Source organism: Pseudoalteromonas sp. SG43-8, from assembly GCF_014164245.1.
GTDB lineage: Bacteria > Pseudomonadota > Gammaproteobacteria > Enterobacterales > Alteromonadaceae > Pseudoalteromonas > Pseudoalteromonas distincta.
This window is the reverse complement of sequence record NZ_JACJEX010000002.1, coordinates 1-18,261: the sequence shown is the minus strand read 5'-3', so window position 1 is coordinate 18,261 and position 18,261 is coordinate 1. Positions and strand designations below refer to the sequence as shown.

Annotated in this window: 17 protein-coding genes; 4 read left to right on the top strand and 13 right to left on the bottom strand. The window is 38.6% G+C overall.

Annotation, left to right across the window (positions count from 1 at the left end; translation table 11 throughout):
• Positions 1 to 9: 9 nt before the first annotated feature.
• Positions 10 to 930, top strand: coding sequence for a TraB/GumN family protein (locus H5122_RS05290; protein ID WP_182682477.1), 921 nt, complete (start codon positions 10 to 12; stop codon positions 928 to 930).
• 115 nt (positions 931 to 1,045) lie between these two features.
• Here H5122_RS05290 and trpS read toward each other — a convergent pair whose 3' ends face one another.
• Genes trpS through rpe form a run of 3 tightly spaced genes read right to left on the bottom strand, consistent with a single transcriptional unit; the run spans position 1,046 to position 3,431 of the window.
• The gene (trpS, locus tag H5122_RS05285) at positions 1,046 to 2,050 is read right to left on the bottom strand and encodes a tryptophan--tRNA ligase (RefSeq protein WP_002958388.1); all 1,005 of its coding nucleotides are present in this window, start codon (positions 2,048 to 2,050) and stop codon (positions 1,046 to 1,048) included.
• Positions 2,051 to 2,082: 32 nt separating this feature from the next.
• Positions 2,083 to 2,748 carry a phosphoglycolate phosphatase gene (locus H5122_RS05280; RefSeq protein ID WP_024606487.1) on the bottom strand — a complete coding sequence of 222 codons (666 nt, stop codon included), beginning with the start codon at positions 2,746 to 2,748 and terminating at the stop codon, positions 2,083 to 2,085.
• On the bottom strand, positions 2,748 to 3,431 hold the full coding sequence (rpe, locus tag H5122_RS05275; RefSeq protein WP_182674135.1) for a ribulose-phosphate 3-epimerase: 684 nt from the start codon (positions 3,429 to 3,431) through the stop codon (positions 2,748 to 2,750). The genes H5122_RS05280 and rpe overlap by 1 nt, the downstream gene beginning before the upstream one ends.
• 161 nt (positions 3,432 to 3,592) lie before the next feature.
• Between rpe and H5122_RS05270 the strand changes: the two genes are divergently transcribed.
• A complete protein-coding gene (locus H5122_RS05270; RefSeq protein ID WP_002958385.1) occupies positions 3,593 to 3,889 on the top strand; it encodes a hypothetical protein in 297 nt (98 codons plus the stop codon).
• 3 nt (positions 3,890 to 3,892) lie between these two features.
• Positions 3,893 to 4,078 (top strand): DUF2970 domain-containing protein, encoded by a 186-nt coding sequence (locus tag H5122_RS05265; RefSeq protein ID WP_002958384.1) that lies wholly within the window; start codon positions 3,893 to 3,895, stop codon positions 4,076 to 4,078.
• On the opposite strand, the gene H5122_RS05260 is transcribed toward H5122_RS05265, so the two are convergent.
• The 9 genes from H5122_RS05260 to H5122_RS05220 form a co-directional block, all read right to left on the bottom strand.
• Positions 4,035 to 4,892 (bottom strand): Dam family site-specific DNA-(adenine-N6)-methyltransferase, encoded by an 858-nt coding sequence (locus H5122_RS05260; protein ID WP_002958383.1) that lies wholly within the window; start codon positions 4,890 to 4,892, stop codon positions 4,035 to 4,037. The genes H5122_RS05265 and H5122_RS05260 overlap by 44 nt on opposite strands.
• 53 nt (positions 4,893 to 4,945) lie before the next feature.
• Positions 4,946 to 6,298, bottom strand: a complete 1,353-nt coding sequence (locus H5122_RS05255) for an SPOR domain-containing protein (protein WP_182682476.1) — start codon at positions 6,296 to 6,298, stop codon at positions 4,946 to 4,948.
• On the bottom strand, positions 6,299 to 7,369 hold the full coding sequence (gene aroB, locus H5122_RS05250) for a 3-dehydroquinate synthase (RefSeq protein ID WP_024596026.1): 1,071 nt from the start codon (positions 7,367 to 7,369) through the stop codon (positions 6,299 to 6,301). It lies immediately after the preceding gene.
• A gap of 27 nt (positions 7,370 to 7,396) precedes the next feature.
• Positions 7,397 to 7,915, bottom strand: coding sequence for a shikimate kinase AroK (gene aroK, locus H5122_RS05245; RefSeq protein WP_004589350.1), 519 nt, complete (start codon positions 7,913 to 7,915; stop codon positions 7,397 to 7,399).
• Between the two features lie 184 nt (positions 7,916 to 8,099).
• The gene (locus H5122_RS05240; RefSeq protein ID WP_182682475.1) at positions 8,100 to 10,205 is read right to left on the bottom strand and encodes a type IV pilus secretin PilQ; all 2,106 of its coding nucleotides are present in this window, start codon (positions 10,203 to 10,205) and stop codon (positions 8,100 to 8,102) included.
• Positions 10,192 to 10,731: a pilus assembly protein PilP gene (locus H5122_RS05235; protein ID WP_039485843.1), complete on the bottom strand. Its 540-nt coding sequence runs from the start codon at positions 10,729 to 10,731 to the stop codon at positions 10,192 to 10,194. The genes H5122_RS05240 and H5122_RS05235 overlap by 14 nt, the downstream gene beginning before the upstream one ends.
• The gene (locus tag H5122_RS05230; RefSeq protein WP_024596028.1) at positions 10,728 to 11,333 is read right to left on the bottom strand and encodes a type 4a pilus biogenesis protein PilO; all 606 of its coding nucleotides are present in this window, start codon (positions 11,331 to 11,333) and stop codon (positions 10,728 to 10,730) included. The genes H5122_RS05235 and H5122_RS05230 overlap by 4 nt, the downstream gene beginning before the upstream one ends.
• Positions 11,323 to 11,895: a PilN domain-containing protein gene (locus H5122_RS05225; protein ID WP_002958376.1), complete on the bottom strand. Its 573-nt coding sequence runs from the start codon at positions 11,893 to 11,895 to the stop codon at positions 11,323 to 11,325. Before H5122_RS05225 ends, H5122_RS05230 begins: the two co-directional genes overlap by 11 nt.
• Entirely contained in the window at positions 11,883 to 12,962 is a 1,080-nt protein-coding gene (locus H5122_RS05220) for a pilus assembly protein PilM (RefSeq protein ID WP_024596029.1), read from the bottom strand. The genes H5122_RS05225 and H5122_RS05220 overlap by 13 nt, the downstream gene beginning before the upstream one ends.
• A 130-nt stretch (positions 12,963 to 13,092) precedes the next feature.
• Here H5122_RS05220 and H5122_RS05215 point away from each other — a divergent pair, with 130 nt between their 5' ends.
• Positions 13,093 to 15,585, top strand: a complete 2,493-nt coding sequence (locus tag H5122_RS05215) for a penicillin-binding protein 1A (RefSeq protein ID WP_182682474.1) — start codon at positions 13,093 to 13,095, stop codon at positions 15,583 to 15,585.
• Between the two features lie 63 nt (positions 15,586 to 15,648).
• On the opposite strand, the gene metL is transcribed toward H5122_RS05215, so the two are convergent.
• The gene (metL, locus tag H5122_RS05210; protein ID WP_182682473.1) at positions 15,649 to 17,994 is read right to left on the bottom strand and encodes a bifunctional aspartate kinase/homoserine dehydrogenase II; all 2,346 of its coding nucleotides are present in this window, start codon (positions 17,992 to 17,994) and stop codon (positions 15,649 to 15,651) included.
• Positions 17,995 to 18,261: the final 267 nt, after the last annotated feature.

Here is an 18,261-nt window from a genome sequence, read left to right as displayed (position 1 = left end):
GGAATTATCATGAAAAAATTTACAAAAAAATTAGTATCTGCCAGCGTATTACTTAGCTGTAGTCTTTTAGCAAATACAGCACAGGCTCAAAGCTCTGTATGGCAAGTAAGCAATGGTAATGACTCGCTATTTATTGGCGGTACAGTTCACATACTACCTAAAGCCGAAATGCCACTACCCGCTGAGTTTAACCATGCTTATGAACAAGCGGATACAATTATTTTAGAAGCACAGTTACCTGACCCAGCCGACACCAATGCACAAATGCAAATGTTAGGCGCACTATCGTATACAAATAACGAAACGTTAAGTCAAAAACTTGAACCCGAGATTAAGGCATCACTTGAAAATAAGCTTAGCGAGTTTGGCGCTAACCTCGCTAAGTTAGATGGTTTTCGCCCTGCTATGGTTGGTATTGTTTTAATGTCGATGGAGCTTCAAAAGCAAAATTTAATGGGTGAAGGGGTTGATGCTTACTTTACTAAAAAAGCGACTGAAGATAACAAAACAAAAAATTACTTAGAAACAATCGAATTTCAGTTAGAGCTTTTTAAAACAATGGGTCAAGGCAACGAAAACGATTTCATTAAACGTAACTTAGCCGAGCTTCACAACTATGGCGATATGTTTAAAGGACTTTTAGCTGCCTGGCGCAAAGGTGATACAGACACCCTAAATAAAGTAGCACTTGAAGATATGCAGCAAAATGATCCGAATAGCTACAAACAAATCATTACAGATAGAAATAATGATTGGTTACCAAAAGTAGAAGCCATGTTTAACAACGACAAAAATGAGTTTGTACTTGTTGGAGTTGCCCATCTTGCAGGACAAGATAGTTTACTTACCTTACTTGAAAATAAGGGCTATAAAGTTTCTTTAGTTGATATTGATAGCACGGCAGATATAACAGTAAGAGGGGCTGAATAATGGATAAAACAGACAAACTAGCTATATCGCTACTGTTTCTATTTGGGTCCATCATGTTGATATGTGCTATATAAAAAATGCCGCTAACAAGCGGCATTTTTTTATTTTAATAAACTTACCCGCGAGGAATAAAACCAAGCGCATCGTATACCGATTTCAATGTTTTCTCAGCGCGTACACTTGCTTTTTCAGCACCTGACTTCATTATGCCATCAAGTAGGTTTTGATCTTCTCTGATCTCTTTAAAGCGTGCTTGAATTGGCTCAATCATATTTACAACTGCATCTGCTGTATCTTTCTTTAAATGGCCATACATTTTATCTTCATACTCAGGAACTAGGTCTTCAATTGAGCGCTTAGTTGCAACACTCAATAAAGTAAGCAAGTTTGATACGCCAGGCTTTTCTGTGCGATCAAAATAAATACGTGCTTGTTCATCTGAATCAGTTACTGCTTTTTTAAGCTTTTTCACAATTTGCTTAGGCTCATCTAATAACATGATGTAACCATTTGGGTTTTCGTCAGACTTAGACATTTTTTTAAGTGGATCTTGCAAGCTCATTACGCGTGCACCAAACTCAGGGATGTACGGCTCTGGTAATTTAAATACGTCGCCATATAAATTATTAAAGCGTGTGGCTATATCGCGAGTCAGCTCTAAGTGTTGCTTTTGATCATCCCCTACTGGTACTTGATCAGCTTGGTATAATAAAATATCTGCAGCTTGCAATACCGGATATGAAAATAAGCCCACGTTTACGTTATTTGCGTGCTTAGATGACTTGTCTTTAAACTGAGTCATTCGATTAAGCTCACCCATTTGCGCGTAACAATTTAATACCCACGCTAATTGTGCATGCTCAGGTACTTGCGATTGTACAAATAACGCAGATTTTTCAGGATCAATGCCACATGCCGCATAAAGAGCAATACCATCTAACACTCGAGAGCGCAGTAATTCAGGCTCTTGACGAACCGTAATAGCGTGTAAGTCTACTAACATAAAGAAACTTTCGTGGTCTTCCTGTAACTTTAGCCACTGGTTAATAGCGCCAACATAGTTGCCTATTGTCATACCACCGGTTGGCTGAATGCCGCTTAAAACTACTGGTTTACTCATGATTTTCCTTTATTTTGCTTAATGAATAATATTTAACGCTGCGTTAGAACAGGTATTATATCTAAGAAGTTATCGCATAGGTACTGCGGATTATAATCCTCAAGACTTTCACCTTGGTTATAGCCATAACTAAGTGCAATTACGTCTATATTAGCGGCTTTAGCTGCAAGTATATCGCTTTTAGAATCACCTATCATTATTGCTTTATTAGGCTCCGCATTTAGTTTTTTGCAGGCAAATAGCAATGGTTCTGGCGATGGTTTTTTTGCCATGTCGTCACCGCATACAACCACATCAAAATGACTCGTTAGTGCCAATTTTTCGAGTAGTTTCTCTGTAAAAATTCGAGACTTATTAGTGATTAATGCTTTAGGCATACCGCGAAGTGCTGCAAGCCCTGTTTCTACATGTTGGTACAAAACACTATACTCACCAACTTGCTGTTCATAATACTTATAGAACTGTAATATTGCTTTGCCACTAAGTGACTCATCTAAATTTTCACTCACTTGCATATCGCCACTCAAAGCGCGTTTAACAAGGACTTCAACCCCATTACCAATCCAACTTTCAACCAAGCGTTGACTAACAATAGGAAAAGCAAAATCGCTCAAGGTTAGGTTAATTGCAATATACAAGTCGTAAACGCTATCAACCAAAGTACCATCTAAATCAAATAAGGCGACATCGTACTTCATTACTTAACACTTCCAAGCTGCTCACGCATTTGATCAATCACCACTTTGTAATCAGGTTGATTAAAAATAGCTGAACCTGCAACAAACATATCAGCACCCGCTCGAGCCGCTGCTGCAATATTATCGACTTTAATACCACCATCAACCTCTAAGCGAATATTTCGGCCTGATTCAATAATACGCTGTTTTGCTTGGCGTAATTTTTCAAGCGTATGAGGGATAAAGCTTTGCCCGCCAAACCCAGGATTTACCGACATTAGTAAAATAGTATCTAGCTTATCAATAACATGGTCTAAATAACTTAGGCTTGTTGCTGGGTTAAACACTAAGCCTGCTTTACAACCGTGATCTTTAATTAACTGTATTGTACGATCGACGTGCTCGCTGGCTTCAGGATGAAAAGTAATAATAGAAGCACCAGCCTCAGCAAATAAAGGTATTATGCTATCTACAGGCTTAACCATTAAATGTACGTCGATAGGTGCTGTAATACCGTAATCTCTTAGTGCTTTACACACCATAGGACCAATTGTGAGATTAGGTACATAGTGATTATCCATTACATCAAAGTGAACCACATCAGCACCCGCTTCGAGAACTTTATCAACATCTTCGCCTAGCTTTGCAAAATCAGCAGACAAAATAGAAGGGGCTATTAAATATTTTTGCTCTGGGTTAAACATGATTAACTCCATCAATAAATAGTGTATTGCGTTAATGTAACTTAATTGAAGATGTTACCCAAGTAATATGGCGTAATAGCCCCCATTTTAGGTAACTTTAAGTTTGATATTTAACCAGTATTTGCTATGATTAAAAAAGTAACAAATTATTGGATTTCATCATGCGTGCTTTTAAAATTGGGATATTAATTGCGTCGGCATTACTTCTTATCGGGGCGTTTAGCTTTGGTTCAAGCTCTGAGCAAGAATTAAGCTCAGTGAGTAATTGTCATAATACACAAGTGGTAAGTGCTCAAAACACTTTAACTGCGTGTATTAAAGCTGAAGAAGAGTCATCATGGTTTTCGTGGTTAACTGGCGATAGCCGTAGTGCTCAGTTTCATTACCTTGATTTACTGGAACTACTTACTAGTTCTGAAGATTCTAAAAACGCTCCTTCTTTAAAACCTTTATTTTAAATAATGCTACAATTTTTTAGCGCGTTGCAAAGTGTGCTAGCTGCATTTTTTGGTGTTCAGTCTGAAAATAAACGCCAAGTCGATTTTAAACAACACTCCCCTTTATCCATCATTTTAATTGCGATTGTACTATTTGTTGCTTTTGTTATCGCAATTTACGCAGTGGTTGCTTGGGTGCTAAATACATAGCCATCAACTCGTCAACTTTATTTCTAGAGCCACCTTTGGGGCTAATAGTGCGCTTTACTTGAATTTGTTCAAGCGATGCTTGGCTATAAATTTTACGCGTCCAAACGGTATCGTGGTTTGAAATAAGCACAGGCGTGTTATTTTCAAATGCGGCTTGTTCTGCCAAATTAGCTAAGTTAGCCTGATCATCTAAATTAAACCCCCCTTTAGCGTATGACGTAAAAGAAGCAGTTTTACTTAATGGCACATAAGGTGGGTCGCAATAAATAACAGCATTGTTAGGCACTAACTTAAAAACGTCATCGTAATCTAAACAAGTGAATGTTGCTTTTTGTGCTTTCTCAGCAAAAAAATACATTTCTTTTTCAGGAAAGTAAGGCTTTTTATACTTACCAAAAGGCACATTAAAAATGCCTTTTAAATTATACCTACACAGTCCGTTGTAACCATGGCGGTTCATGTATAAAAACAAGATTGAACGCTCGTATACATCACGGCTTTGATTAAACTGCACACGATATTCGTAATACGCATCTGCGTGATTATTCAAATCAACAAATAGCTTTTTAGCGTCACTAATAAGCTCATCTGGAGAGCTTTTAAGCTCTTTATATAAATTAATTAAGTCTGCATTGATATCGTTGAGGATATAGTGCTTAAAATCACTATTTAAAAACACAGAGCCTGCACCAACAAAAGGTTCAACCAAAGTATCAGCATGCTTGCTAGCTTGGTTTAATCGCGCATTAATGTTTTCAACTAGGCTGTATTTTCCGCCGGCCCATTTAAGGAAGGCTCTACTTTTTTGCTGCATTGGCTCTTTACTTCAATCTGGTGTTGCGCGATTTTACACTAAAGCAGTGTGTTTTACTGATCAACGACTGCTATTTCTTGCTTTATTTTACTAATTTTTTTATAGAAAGGTTTATTTTTTCTAACCCCAGGGGGTAAAGTATCCATTGCTGATTTTGCCTCGTTTATACTCTCAAAGCTGCCAAATGTAACAACCCACCATATTTGATTATTTCGCTTCGTTTGGTAAGAATGTGCTTGCTGCTGTAGATTGAATTGAGCAATGAAATTATCGCGAACTTCCTGCTGAGTTACCGCTAATAATTGAATAACACTATTTGTATCTGCTTGCTGCATGTACCAAATATTATCTTGGCTGATCTGAGTTTGCTCTGCGGTATTTACTTTCTCTACTTTTAGAGCTTTAGATACAACGTCACCTGCTTCACTGCTTTTGTTTTTAGCGCTATTATCAATAGCATTGTCTAATACCTTAACTGTATTTGCAGGTTCGGTAAGACTTTGCATGATAGCAGGCACATCATTAATGTGTACGCTCTCAGGCTCAATATCTGGCTCAACTCCTTCAGGGTCATTTAAGGTAACTACTGAGTCATTTTGCTTTATAACCGGCTCACTTACTTGCTCTACAGATATTGCTGTATTTAGGACTTGTGTTTCTTCCTGCTGATAATATTGTTGCCACCACTGCGTCATATCAGACTTATAAAGCAGACCAATAATTAAAAGCATAATTAACAACATCAAAATCAATAAGTGTAATCGCCAAGATACTTTATCTTTAACGATAATATCGGCTATGTGCTCGCTAGGTTGCCAAGCAAGCAATAAACTGGGGTTTCCATGAGCCTCGGCTAAAAAAGTACTAAAAACAGGGTCTTCATCATAAGGTAAATCAGTAAAGTACCACTGCAATAACATCTTGCTTTCTCGAAGCGTTAGTGGCTCCAAGTAAATTTCGACAGCGTCATTTAAAGCAAGTTTAGACTGTGATGCAATTATGATATACAACGTATTAGGGCTATTTTTAGAAAGCAGCTCAAGCTCAATTAGTATCTCTTCAGATAGTTGCCTACCGCCATCAAGCACCCATAAACAAGGTCCGCACTGCTGTTGCTCAAGCAGCTGGTAATAGTTTTCAGGTAAACTTAAATTATGATCAACCAAAGGGGAATTAAAGCTTTGCTCTAATAAATCGCTCATTAGCTGAGCGTCAGTCATTTGTGCACTTACTTGCACAAACGCTTTATTAAAGTCATTGTATTTATCTGTAATGAAGGTTTCGAGCATATAACTTTTACCTAGCCCCGATGTGCCAAGTAAAACTATTAAATTTTGTCCGTACTCAAATTGCAGTGCGATTCTATCCACCAAAGCCGCACGGCTTGGTAAAATTTGTGACTGCATTTACTGCTCGATTAAGTCTCTAACTTGGTCATCAGAAACATCATCAACTAATGCACACTGGCCAAATTGGGTAGGTAGAATAAAGCGTATAGTGCCTCTTTTATTCTTTTTGTCTTTACGCATATGCGTTAGGAACTGCTCGCTAGTCATTTGCTTTGGAATTTCTGTTGGTAAATTATATAGCTCAAGCAGCTTAATAATTCGATCAACTTCACTTGCGCTTAAATCTTGGCGTGTCTTGGCAAGTTTAGCTGCTAATACCATGCCTGTTGCAACAGCTTCGCCATGTAACCAAACGCCGTAGCCCATTTCTGCCTCAATTGCATGGGCAAATGTATGACCTAAGTTTAATAAAGCACGTAAACCATGCTCTTTTTCATCTTGCGCAACTATAAGTGCTTTTATTTCACAACATCTAAAAATAATATGCTGTAAACATGTTTCATCTAGTTGCTGCAAATTAGCTACGTTTCGCTCTAAGTATGCAAATAATTCGGTATCGTAAATCAGACCATACTTAATTACTTCAGCCATACCTGCTGCAAACTCTCTTGCTGGTAGGGTGTGTAATGTTTGTGTATCAATAAAAACCGCTTGAGGCTGATAAAATGCCCCTATCATATTTTTACCTAAAGGATGATTTACTGCCGTTTTACCACCTACCGATGAGTCAACCTGTGAAAGCACTGTCGTTGGTATTTGAATAAACGGTACGCCGCGCTGATAACACGCCGCTACAAAACCAGTTAGATCACCTATAACACCGCCACCTAACGCAATTAAGCACGTATCTCGGCCACAGTTATTTTGTAGTAAAAATGCTGATATTTTTTCAAACCATTCAAGTGATTTATATTGTTCACCGTCAGGAATAATAAAAGATAGCGGATTTTGATCTGCTAATGAGTCAAGTAACGCTTGTAAATATAAAGGCGCTATTGTGTCATTAGTAATGATGATAGGCCGACAATCACCAATGTGGTGAACCAGGCGGCCATTATCTTGAAGTGCAGATTGCCCAATATAAATAGGATAACTTCGCTCGTCCAAATTAACTGTTAATTTAAGCATGCTTAGTTATTTCCTTATTATTGGTTTTTAAAAATCTAATTTCTCGATGATTTGGTTAGCAACAACTTTAGCGCTTTGCTCATCGGTACGTACAACAAAATCGGCAACTTCTTTGTATAGGGGCTCGCGTTCTTCTGCTAAGCGCTCTAGTACGTTACGAGGTGCTTCTTCAGTTTGCAGTAATGGGCGACGCTTGTCGCGTTGCGTGCGTGCAACTTGCTTTTCTATAGGTGTCTCTAGGTATACAACTATACCTCGAGCCGAAAGCTTGTTTCGAACTTCTTTGCTCATTACTGAACCACCACCGGTAGCAAGTACAATACCTTGCATCTCGGTTAAATCGCCAATAACAGACTCTTCTCGAAGTCTAAAGCCTTCTTCACCTTCAAGATCGAATACCCATGCAATATCTGCACCTGTGCGGCGTTCGATTTCTTGATCAGAATCAACAAATTCAAGGTGTAATTGGTCAGCGATGTGACGACCAATCGTGCTTTTGCCAGCCCCCATGGGGCCAACTAGAAATATATTACGTTTCTCAGCCATATCTTTTAGTACAAACAAACTCTAAAATTTGAAATAAAACCCCGCCTAACGACCTGGCCCCAAAATTAAGGAGGGGATTATCTCAGTAATTGCAGGGGTATTTCAAGTCAATTAGAATAAAAAGCCATATAACGAGCAATTAATCTAAATAATCACCCGTTGGTTAACATAAAACCACTGTATTTTAATCAATTTGTATTTTCGGTGTCACGAAAATAAGTAATTCACGCTTTTCATTAAACTCACTTGTGGTTTTAAATAGTCTTCCTACGTAAGGAATGTCACCTAAAATTGGCACTTTACTCGTAGTATTAATGATCTGCTGTTGGAAAATACCACCGAGTACTACGGTTTGGCCATTCTCGACTAACACTTGTGTTTGAATTTCTTGAGTATCAATAGATACCGCTTCACCTGTACCCGTTTGTACCGTGTCACCCCGAGTATCTTGCGTTATTACTAAATCCAAAATAACTTTATTATCAGGCGTTATATGAGGTGTAACCTCTAAGCTCAGTACCGCTTTTTTAAAGCTTACGGTAGTAGCACCACTTGAAGCTGACTCAGTATAAGGAATTTCAGTACCTTGCTCTATTCGGGCTTTTTGCTGATTAGCCGCTATGATACGTGGACTAGCAATAATCTCGCCTTTATTCTCTTCCTCAAGCGCACTTAGTTCTAAATCAATCAGCGTACCGTTAGCCAGTTTTGCTATGTGTAAGCCAATGCTAGCCGCAGGGTTAGTGATAGGTAAATTTACATTTAATCGGTCTGAAATACTTGGTGCATTTGAAGTAGATGTCGCATTATAAATACCTTCTGCGCCTTCAAGAGAGCCTGAAATACCAACACTACTGCCCTGATCACTAAAGCCCCACCGTACGCCTAAGTCTTCGGTAACGTTATCGCGTACCGTTACCATTCGAGATTCTATTACAACCTGCTGCACTGGAATATCGAGCGTTTCAATCATGCGACGAATATTTTCTATACTCTTAACAGTATCTTTTACTAACAAAGTATTTGTACGTTGATCAACAGATACACTACCACGGGCAGTTATAATACTGTTTGTATCTGTTTTTAATAAGTCAGCAAAATTTTCGGCTTTAGCATAGTTTAATCGGATGTATTCACTATATAGAGGCTCTAAGTCTTCAACTTGCTGTTTAGCTTTTAAATCTTTGGCTTCACGTGCTGCAAGTTCTTCTGCAGGCGCTACCATTAATATAGAGCCATCCATGCGCTTATCTAGCCCTTTAATACGTAGTACTACGTCAAGCGCTTGATCCCACGGTACACCATCTAGGCGCAGCGTTATATTGCCCGTTACTGAATCACTGGTTACTAAGTTAAAGTCGTTGTAACCCGCGATAATTTGCAGTGCTGCACGCACAGAGATATCTTGAAAATTTAAGGTCATAGGGCGACCTTGATACTCAACCCCACCATCTAAGTACGCATTTTGCGTTTCATCTTTTTCTACTGTCAACGTTAAAATATTATCTATTTGCTGATACGTAAACGTAAACTGAGCATTAGGTTCGATAACAACACGACTTAAACCATCTTCTTTAAAAGTCTCGATATTACTGACAACAGTTCCAAAATCTAATACATCTAATTCATAAAGTAGATCGTCTAAAATATCGGTGTGATGAAAGTCAGCGTAAATTTTCCCGCCACTTTCATGGACTTCAATTGCAGCTTGAGTGTCTTGTAAAAATACAAGTACTTTTGCTTCACCCTTCTCACCACGTCTAAAATCAATTGACTGGATACGGTTAATGTAATTTTCACTCACATCACCTGAATCCATCACTACATCTTCATTTTCAGATTCTGTAAGAGGGTTATCAGACACACGTATCGATACTAAATTGTTATGAACTTCAGTCTCATAAATTTTTAATCTATCTAAGTTTACCGTTACCTTTAAACCACTGTTAGTTAAAACATTAGTAACACTGCTAATTCCAGCTTGATTAACTTCAACATCATTTAAACCAACCTCTAACTCTGCAGTATCAAAAAACATTTCGATTCGGGCTGGGCTATTAAACACTTGAACTTTTGGTTCAAAGGTTAACTCTTCATCAAAAACAAGCTGTAATTCAGTTTCGCCTTTAAGTAATGGATTATAACGAACATCATAAAGCAATGGCCCAGCTATGGCTGAGTTTACAGTGACTAAAGCAACAGCAGCCAGTAATGTCCGTGAAATACGATGAAGCCAAAGTACATCCTTATGCATCCTATTTTTACCTTTTTTATTATTAATTTGCGCCATCTGTTGCCGCCTCTAACATTTCTAATTTCGTCAGGCGCTCTTTCCAACAGCCAGACCCATCAGGGATTAATTCCACTAATTCTATATAGTCGTTGCTTACTCTTTTTACTTTGCCATCATAACTTCCAAGATAATTCCCTACCGTTACGCGGTGCAAAGTGTCATCTGTTGCTGTAATTAATGCCCATATTTGTCCACTAGAGCCAATTGTGCCTTTCATTGCTAAATTATCTAGCGGGTATTTCTCTAACGGTTCGCGGCGACGCTCTTGATCTGGGTGCAAACAGTTTTTTACTTGCGTTAGTTTATTTTGAATAATCTCAGGCTGAGGCGCTACAAACGGGCTGCGTAGCTGACCAGCACTGTACTCAAATATTTCAAACTTTGTCAGCTCAGGGATCGACTCAACCCTTGGAGTTGTGCTTGCTTTTACCTGATCAATAAATTCTTTTTGCTCAGAAGTGTCATCATTACAACCCGCTAAAACAAATGCTATAGCTAAAGGTACTACGCGAAGGAGTTTCATTTTTTAACCCCTTCTTCATAACGATATGTTTTTGCAACAACACTGAATGTTAACTGTTTATCGCCCGATGATAAAATAGAAAAGTCATGTAAGCTTACAATCCGGGGTAACTGGGCCACTTTACCTACAAACTCACCAAACTCATGGTAGCTACCTATTACTTCGATTTTAATCGGCAGCTCGGTATAAAATTCTTTCTCAACTTCTGGCAGCCAACCTATTTTTAAAAAAGTCAGACCACTCGTTGTCCCAACATATGATAAATCATCAAGTAAACCAGGAGTTTCGTTCGAAGTGGGTAGACGCTTTAATAGCTGTGAAAACTTATCTTCCATTTCAATCATTTGTTGACGATATATTTCAAGCTTGCTCGCTACTGCATACTTAGTTCGATAAGTTGTTCGTAGTTCAACTTCTTTTGCCACGGCACTATGGTAGCTGTCAATTTCATCAGAAACTAATAGGCTATAACTAAAAAACAATACAAGGCCCGCAACAAATGTGCAGCAAATTGCTTTAACAGCAATTGGCCAATCACCAATGTTATCGAGCTCTATTTCATTCCAATCAATTTCACTCAGTGCTTTAAAATCAAGGTTCATCGCTAACCTCACCAATTTTATCAAATGGTTTTACATAAAATTCCATATTAAAATCACTAAGTAAACGCGAAGATTGGTCGCCTGCAACAATGCCCTGCATTGAAGGATTCTCTAGTAAATATGAGCTTTGTACTTGGCGGAGCATTGTTGATAGGCGGTTATTAGATTCACTACGTCCTAAAACATGTATTTGGCTGCCTTTGCGCTCCAATTTTGTTAAATAAACACCGCCAGGTACTATTTTGGCAACTTCATCCATTATTTGCGTACCCAAATTACGGCTGCTTTGCAATTCTTCAATGAGCCTCATACGCTGTTGTAAATTTTCCTTTCTTTTATCTAAGCTTCGTATTTCACTTATTTTTTTATCTAGCATGCTAATTTCTGAGCTTAAATAATTATTCTTTAAGTTTTGACCGTCTTTTAAAGCACTATAAAAAGAGCTTAATAAATACATACTTGCAAAACAAAGTATAACGACACCAACAAGTATAGTTACAAATTTCTTTTTCGATTCTTCGCGTTGTGATTCACGCCAAGGCAGTAGATTTATATGTGGCATGTTGAAAAACTCCTTAATGCCAACCCTGTTGCAATTGCAAACTGCGTTTTGTGACGCTGCATTATATTACGGTCTACCTTTGGGGAAATTTCCATATTTACAAAAGGCTCTGCAACAACTGAGTGGATACCGAGTTCTTCAATAAGCAATCGGTCGATACCTTTTATCATCGATGTACCGCCCGTTAATACAATATAATCTATTTGCTCTTTACCGCTGGTTGTTAAAAACATTTGCACAGCTCTGCGAACTTGTTGAAGTAACGAAGTTTGAAAAGGGGCTAATACTTCAAAGGTATAGTTTGGCGGTAAATCACCTGATGTTTTGCCTATTTCGGCTTCATCAAAGCCTTTATTATAATAAGCAACAATACTATTTGTATATTGATCGCCACCAAAAACTTGGTCACGGGTATAAATGGTTTCCCCAGCTTGCACAACACTCACAAGCATTAAAACTGCGCCAATATCGACCACAGCCACACACTTATTAAATGCATCGCTAGGTAATTGTTGATAGTAAACGTCCATAGCACGGCTCAATGCGTAGCTTTCTACATCTACTATTTTGGCTTCTAAATTTGCGGCTTCTAAAGCGCCCACCCGTGCTTCAACACTCTCAGTACGAGCAGCCGAAAGCAAAACATTCATTTTGCTAGGATCGGCCTCATTCGTCGAAAGCTTCTCAAAATCGAGGCTCACTTCATCAAGTGGGTAAGGGATTAAACTATCAGCTTCAATTTCAATTTGCGATTCAAGTTCAGCATCTGTTAACGATACATCCATGAAGATCACTTTTGTAATAACTGTTTGGCCAGAAACAGCCACTGCAGCAGATTTTAACGACTTCGGTAATTTTTTTCTTAATTTTGTAATAACGTTACCAATCGCTTCAATATCTTGAATTGTGCGCTCACTCATCGCACCTTTTGGCATCGGCTCAATTGCAAGTGCTTCTAGTCGAAATCCAGTTTCAATTTCACGTAAAAGCACCGCTTTGATAGAGTGCGATCCAATATCAATTCCTACCATCATCGGGGACGGTTTTTGAAATAGTTGACTTAGCATGTTTCAACTTGGCCTTTGTTTTAATAATAAACAAGTTATAATTTTTATCTGAAAAAATATTATTCATTTTTTAATCAATATATACTAGCAGTCAAAACTCGCAATTGGGAGTCCATTTAGGGAAATATAAGTGATTTTATTAAAACGAACTTTACAATTTTTTATCATTTGTGTGTTAATTGGTCTGATCACTTTGGTCAGTCTTTATTACTACGTTAAACCTGATATCCCCAGCGTGCAAGTTTTAAAAGACGTGCAATTACAAACTCCTATGCAAGTATTCACAAAAGATGGGCTTTTAATCAATCAATTTGGTGAAAAGCGTCGTATTCCAGTGACTATTGATGAAATTCCTCAAACACTCATTAATGCATTTTTAGCGACAGAAGATAATCGATTTTACGATCATATAGGCATAGATCCTATAGGTATTGTACGTTCGGCTATTGTTCTTATATCTACCGGCGAGAAAAAACAAGGCGCAAGTACTATTACTATGCAGCTTGCTCGTAATTTCTTTTTAACTCGCGAAAAAGCATATATTCGTAAAGTTAAAGAAATATTTATAGCGCTACATATTGAAGGTGTATTAACAAAAGACGAAATTTTAGAGCTTTACCTTAATAAAATAGAATTAGGTAATCGCGCTTTTGGTATTGGTGCTGCAGCACAAGTTTATTACGGTAAGGAGTTAAAAGATTTAACACTTGCACAAATGGCGATGATTGCAGGTTTACCGAAGGCCCCTTCAGCTTTAAACCCAATTCGTAACCCAACGCGTGCAAAAGCACGCCGAAATGTTGTTTTAGGGCGTTTATTAACTGAAAATTATATTACTCAAGAAGAATATAACGAAGCAACGAGCCAACCTATCACCGCTTATTTTCATGGTGCTGAAATAAATTTATACGCCCCGTATATTTCTGAAATGGTGCGCGCTGAAATGGTCTCGCGTTATGGAATAGATAAAGCTTACAACTCAGGTTTTAAAATTTTCACCTCGGTAGAGTCTAAAGTTCAAAAAGCAGCGCAAAACGCACTTGTAAACAACTTACATAATTACGATATGCGCCATGGTTTTAGAGGACCAACAGATGTTTTATGGGACCCTGAAACACAACCTGCTTTAACTGAGCAACAAATACTCAATAAATTACAAAGCGTAAATGAGTTGGGTACTTTGAAAGCAGCAGCCGTGCTTAGTGTTAATGATAAAACAGCGTCGGTATTACTTAAAAGTGGCGAGCGCACAACTCTTACTTGGGATAACTTAAAATGGGCGCGTAAATATATTACTCGTTACCGCCAAAGTTTTGCTCCAAAAGCAGCTACAGATATTTTAACGCCAGGAATGCAAATATGGGTGCGTAAAAATGAAGATGAAAGCTACTTACTAAGCCAAATACCAGAAGCATCAAGTGCTATTGTGTCACTCGACCCACAAGATGGCAGAATTAAAGCTATTGTAGGTGGTTACAGCTTTGAACAAAGTCAATATAACCGAGCGGTACAAGCAAAGCGTCAAGTAGGTTCTAATATAAAACCTTTTATATATTCAGCAGCACTTGAAAAAGGTTACACGCTTGCGTCTATATTAAACGATGCTCCTATAAACCAATGGGATAAAAGCCAAGGCGTAGCATGGCGCCCTAAAAACAGCCCTGCTGTATATAATGGTCCGATAAGAATTCGCCGTGCTTTAGCACAATCTAAAAACGTTATTTCGGTGCGCTTACTACGCGGCGTTGGATTACAACGTACAGCTGATCATTTATTAAAGTTTGGCTTTAAAGATTCAGACATTAATCGCAGTGAATCACTAGCACTGGGTAGTGCTTCCATTACTCCACTTGAACTTGCTCGTGGGATGAGTGCATTTGCCAATGGTGGCCACTTAATTGAACCTTACTTTATTTCAGAAATTCAAGATGCTTACGGTAATGTATTGTTCAAAGCAAACCCTGCCCTAGCCTGTGATGAAGAGTCTTTACCAACACATAATGAATTCTCACTTCATAATAGTAGTGATGAAGTGGAGCCAACAAAAAAATGTGCACCGAGAATTATTTCTAAGCAGAATGCTTTTTTAATTGCTGATGCAATGCACAGTGGTATTTGGGGCGGCGGTAGTTGGGCCCATAAAACGGGTTGGAGTGGTACAGGTTGGCGCGCACAAGCTTTAGAACGTCGTGATCTTTCGGGTAAAACAGGCACAACTAACGATTCTGTAGACACCTGGTTTAGTGGTTTTAACAGTAAAGTAATGACTTCTGTGTGGGTGGGCTTTGATAACCCAGGTAACGCTCTTGGTCGTTCTACGTACAATAACAACTTAGATAGCAGCCAAATATCTGGTGCTGAATCGGGGGCTAAAACAGCGCAGCCTGCATGGATTGAATTTATGAAAGCCGCACTTGAGGGAACACCTGAAGCGCCAATTGAGCCACCTGAAGGGCTTGTTTCGATTCGTATTGATTTAGCCACTGGTTTGCTAAGCCACAAAAATGACTACACCAGCCGCTTTGAATACTTCGAAAAAGGCACTGCACCGACAAAGTATGTGCTATCTCAGCCAAACGATATATTTGAAGAAGACACAAAAACCGAAGAAGAGCTATTTTAATAATACCTCTGTAATACAAAAACGGCAGCTTATTTAAGCTGCCGTTTTAATTTAAATAATCGCTTATTTTAAGTTTTGAACAAGCCAATATAAGTCAGAGTGTACACCCGCAGCGGTTACTTCTTTCCCAGCCCCTGGCCCCTGAATCACAAGCGCGTTATCACTATACCATTTGCTATTAATTACAAAAATATTATCGCCAGGTGTAAGGTTTGCTAACGCATCCCCATTGGGCACATACGTAATTCCTACTTTAGCGATAACTTCAGTTTTTGTTATATCTAATAGGCCTGTGTATCTCAGTACTGAGTTATTAGCTTTTGCTGTATCAGCATGCTCTTCAATGAACGCATCTAGCTGTGCTTTATTGTTTAGAAAGTCTTCCCAGCTTCCTAGCGCAAGCTCACCGGGCATTAATGCCGATAAGCTAATATCATCAAGCTCAAGCTCTATACCTAACTCTCGGGCTAAAATAAGTAACTTACGCTGCATATCTCGTCCAGATAAATCCTCGCGAGGGTCAGGCTCTGTGAACCCCATTTTCTGTGCTTCTAATAACAATTCAGAAAAAGCAGTGGTACCATCATACTTACTACATAACCACGAAAGTGTACCCGAGAACACACCTTCAATACGCGTAATTTTATCACCACTATTTTGCAAATCAGCCAAAGCAAAATTGATAGGTAAGCCTGCGCCTACACTTGTATTATATCGCCAATGTAAATTACGTTCGCCAAGGTTACTACGAAGTGCTTTATACCAAGAAGTAGGTGCTGTACCTGCATATTTGTTAGCACTAATTAAATGACAATCTCTGTCTACAAAATCTGTATATAAGAAGCTAAACTGCTCACTTGCGGTAATATCAATTAACACTTTATGTTCGTAGTCAAGCTCGCTTATCGCATTAAGTAAATCCGCAGTTTCATAGCTATTCGCCTCATGCTGCCATTGAGTTTTCCATTGCGATATATTTATGCCACTTGCATTAAATAACATATGTTTAGAGCGAACCAGCGCTACCAATTTAATACTAAAGTCGTCTGATAAACGCTCAAATTGTGCCGATAACTGCTCAATAAAAGCATCGCCTACATTGCCAAGGCCCGCAACTATAACGGCTATTTCTTGGCCTTTATTGATTAGCTTATCGTGTAAGGCGCTTTGTATATCGCTATCTATAAATTGGTCTGTTAGTAATAAAACATAACCATTATCTTGATGCACAAAACGCGGCTTTATAGTCTGCTTAGCTAATACCTCTAAAGCTTGCAGTTTTAGTACGCTAACGTCTTGCTCAGGGGCAACAATTGCACAGCCATTTAAATTTGACTCACTAATATTAGCTCTACCAGCAAAGTAATTAATAACTTGATATGTTTGTGCAGCCGGTACTACTAAATACACTTCACCATTATGGTTAAAATGATGAAGGCTATGCTGAATAAGCTGACTAACGCTTGCGACCTCACCTTCACTTAATCCTTCAACCATTAACAAATCAACATTTTGCAGCGTGGTTATAAAGCGCTTTTTCTTTGCTGAACCTTCTTTTACTATATCTGTTGGGCTTGCTTGCACATCAAAACTACTACGAACAGCTAGCTTAATATCTGTGTTTTTAAGTGGCGATAGTGTTTTTGCATGTAATACAGGGTTACCCAAACGAGCTAATAAATTAGCTTGCCCGCGACAAATTTTGCCGTACTTAATCGCCTTTTTTACCTTTCGAGGATCTGTGCTAAACACACCCTGTGTATCGGTCCAAATACATACTTGCTTAGCATTACAGTAATTTGCAAGTAGTGTTGCACTATAATCGCTACCGTTGCGTCCAAGTGTTACGGTCTCACCTTTCGTATCGGCGGCAATAAACCCAGTAACAACATTTATCTTATTAGGTAAAATTGACTGTCGACATTGCTGCGCATTTTGCGCATGCATTAATTCACCATCGTTTAAGGTAAAAAGACTACGGGCATCTTGAGCACACGCCTCAATATTTAGCTGCTGTAAATAAGTAGCGAGTAAACGTGCTGACCACAGTTCCCCATGCGCAAGTAACGCAGCCTCTTTTAGCTGCTCAGCTTGAGCAAGTTCTGCAATATTACTAAGCTCGGTATTTAGTGTTCTAAGTGCGCAGCGCTTTAAATTAGCTTGTAATAACTGCTCAATTAAATCGCTTTGATGGTTATTTAACTGCAGTAAAATATCAGCGACAGCTTGCGTGTCTTGCAGCTGATAACTTTGCCACAACGACACAAGTGTATCTGTAGTTTTACCTGCAGCAGACACCACAACACAGTCGCCCGGCTGAGTATGCCCAATAATTATTTTAGCTACGCTTTGATAGCGCTCACTAGAGCTTAAGCTTGAACCACCAAATTTATGTACACAATTGACCATATTTATACCAATTCGCTTAATTAAGTTGTCTATTTTGAGGTAAGAAAACCGTATCGATAACAAGGCAAAAATTTCGTTATTTAGTTGTTCTGTATTAGGAATATCTAACGATGTTATCGTGCGGTTTAATCCCTCAAATTGATTAGGGCGTGTTGATCTTTGTGGATTGAAATTTGTTCAATCTAGGGGCGATTAAATCGCGGCGCGAGGTTTGTAACCTAGTGGGCTAAGTAAAAACCGAGCAACAAAGAGTTAATCGTCCCTAGA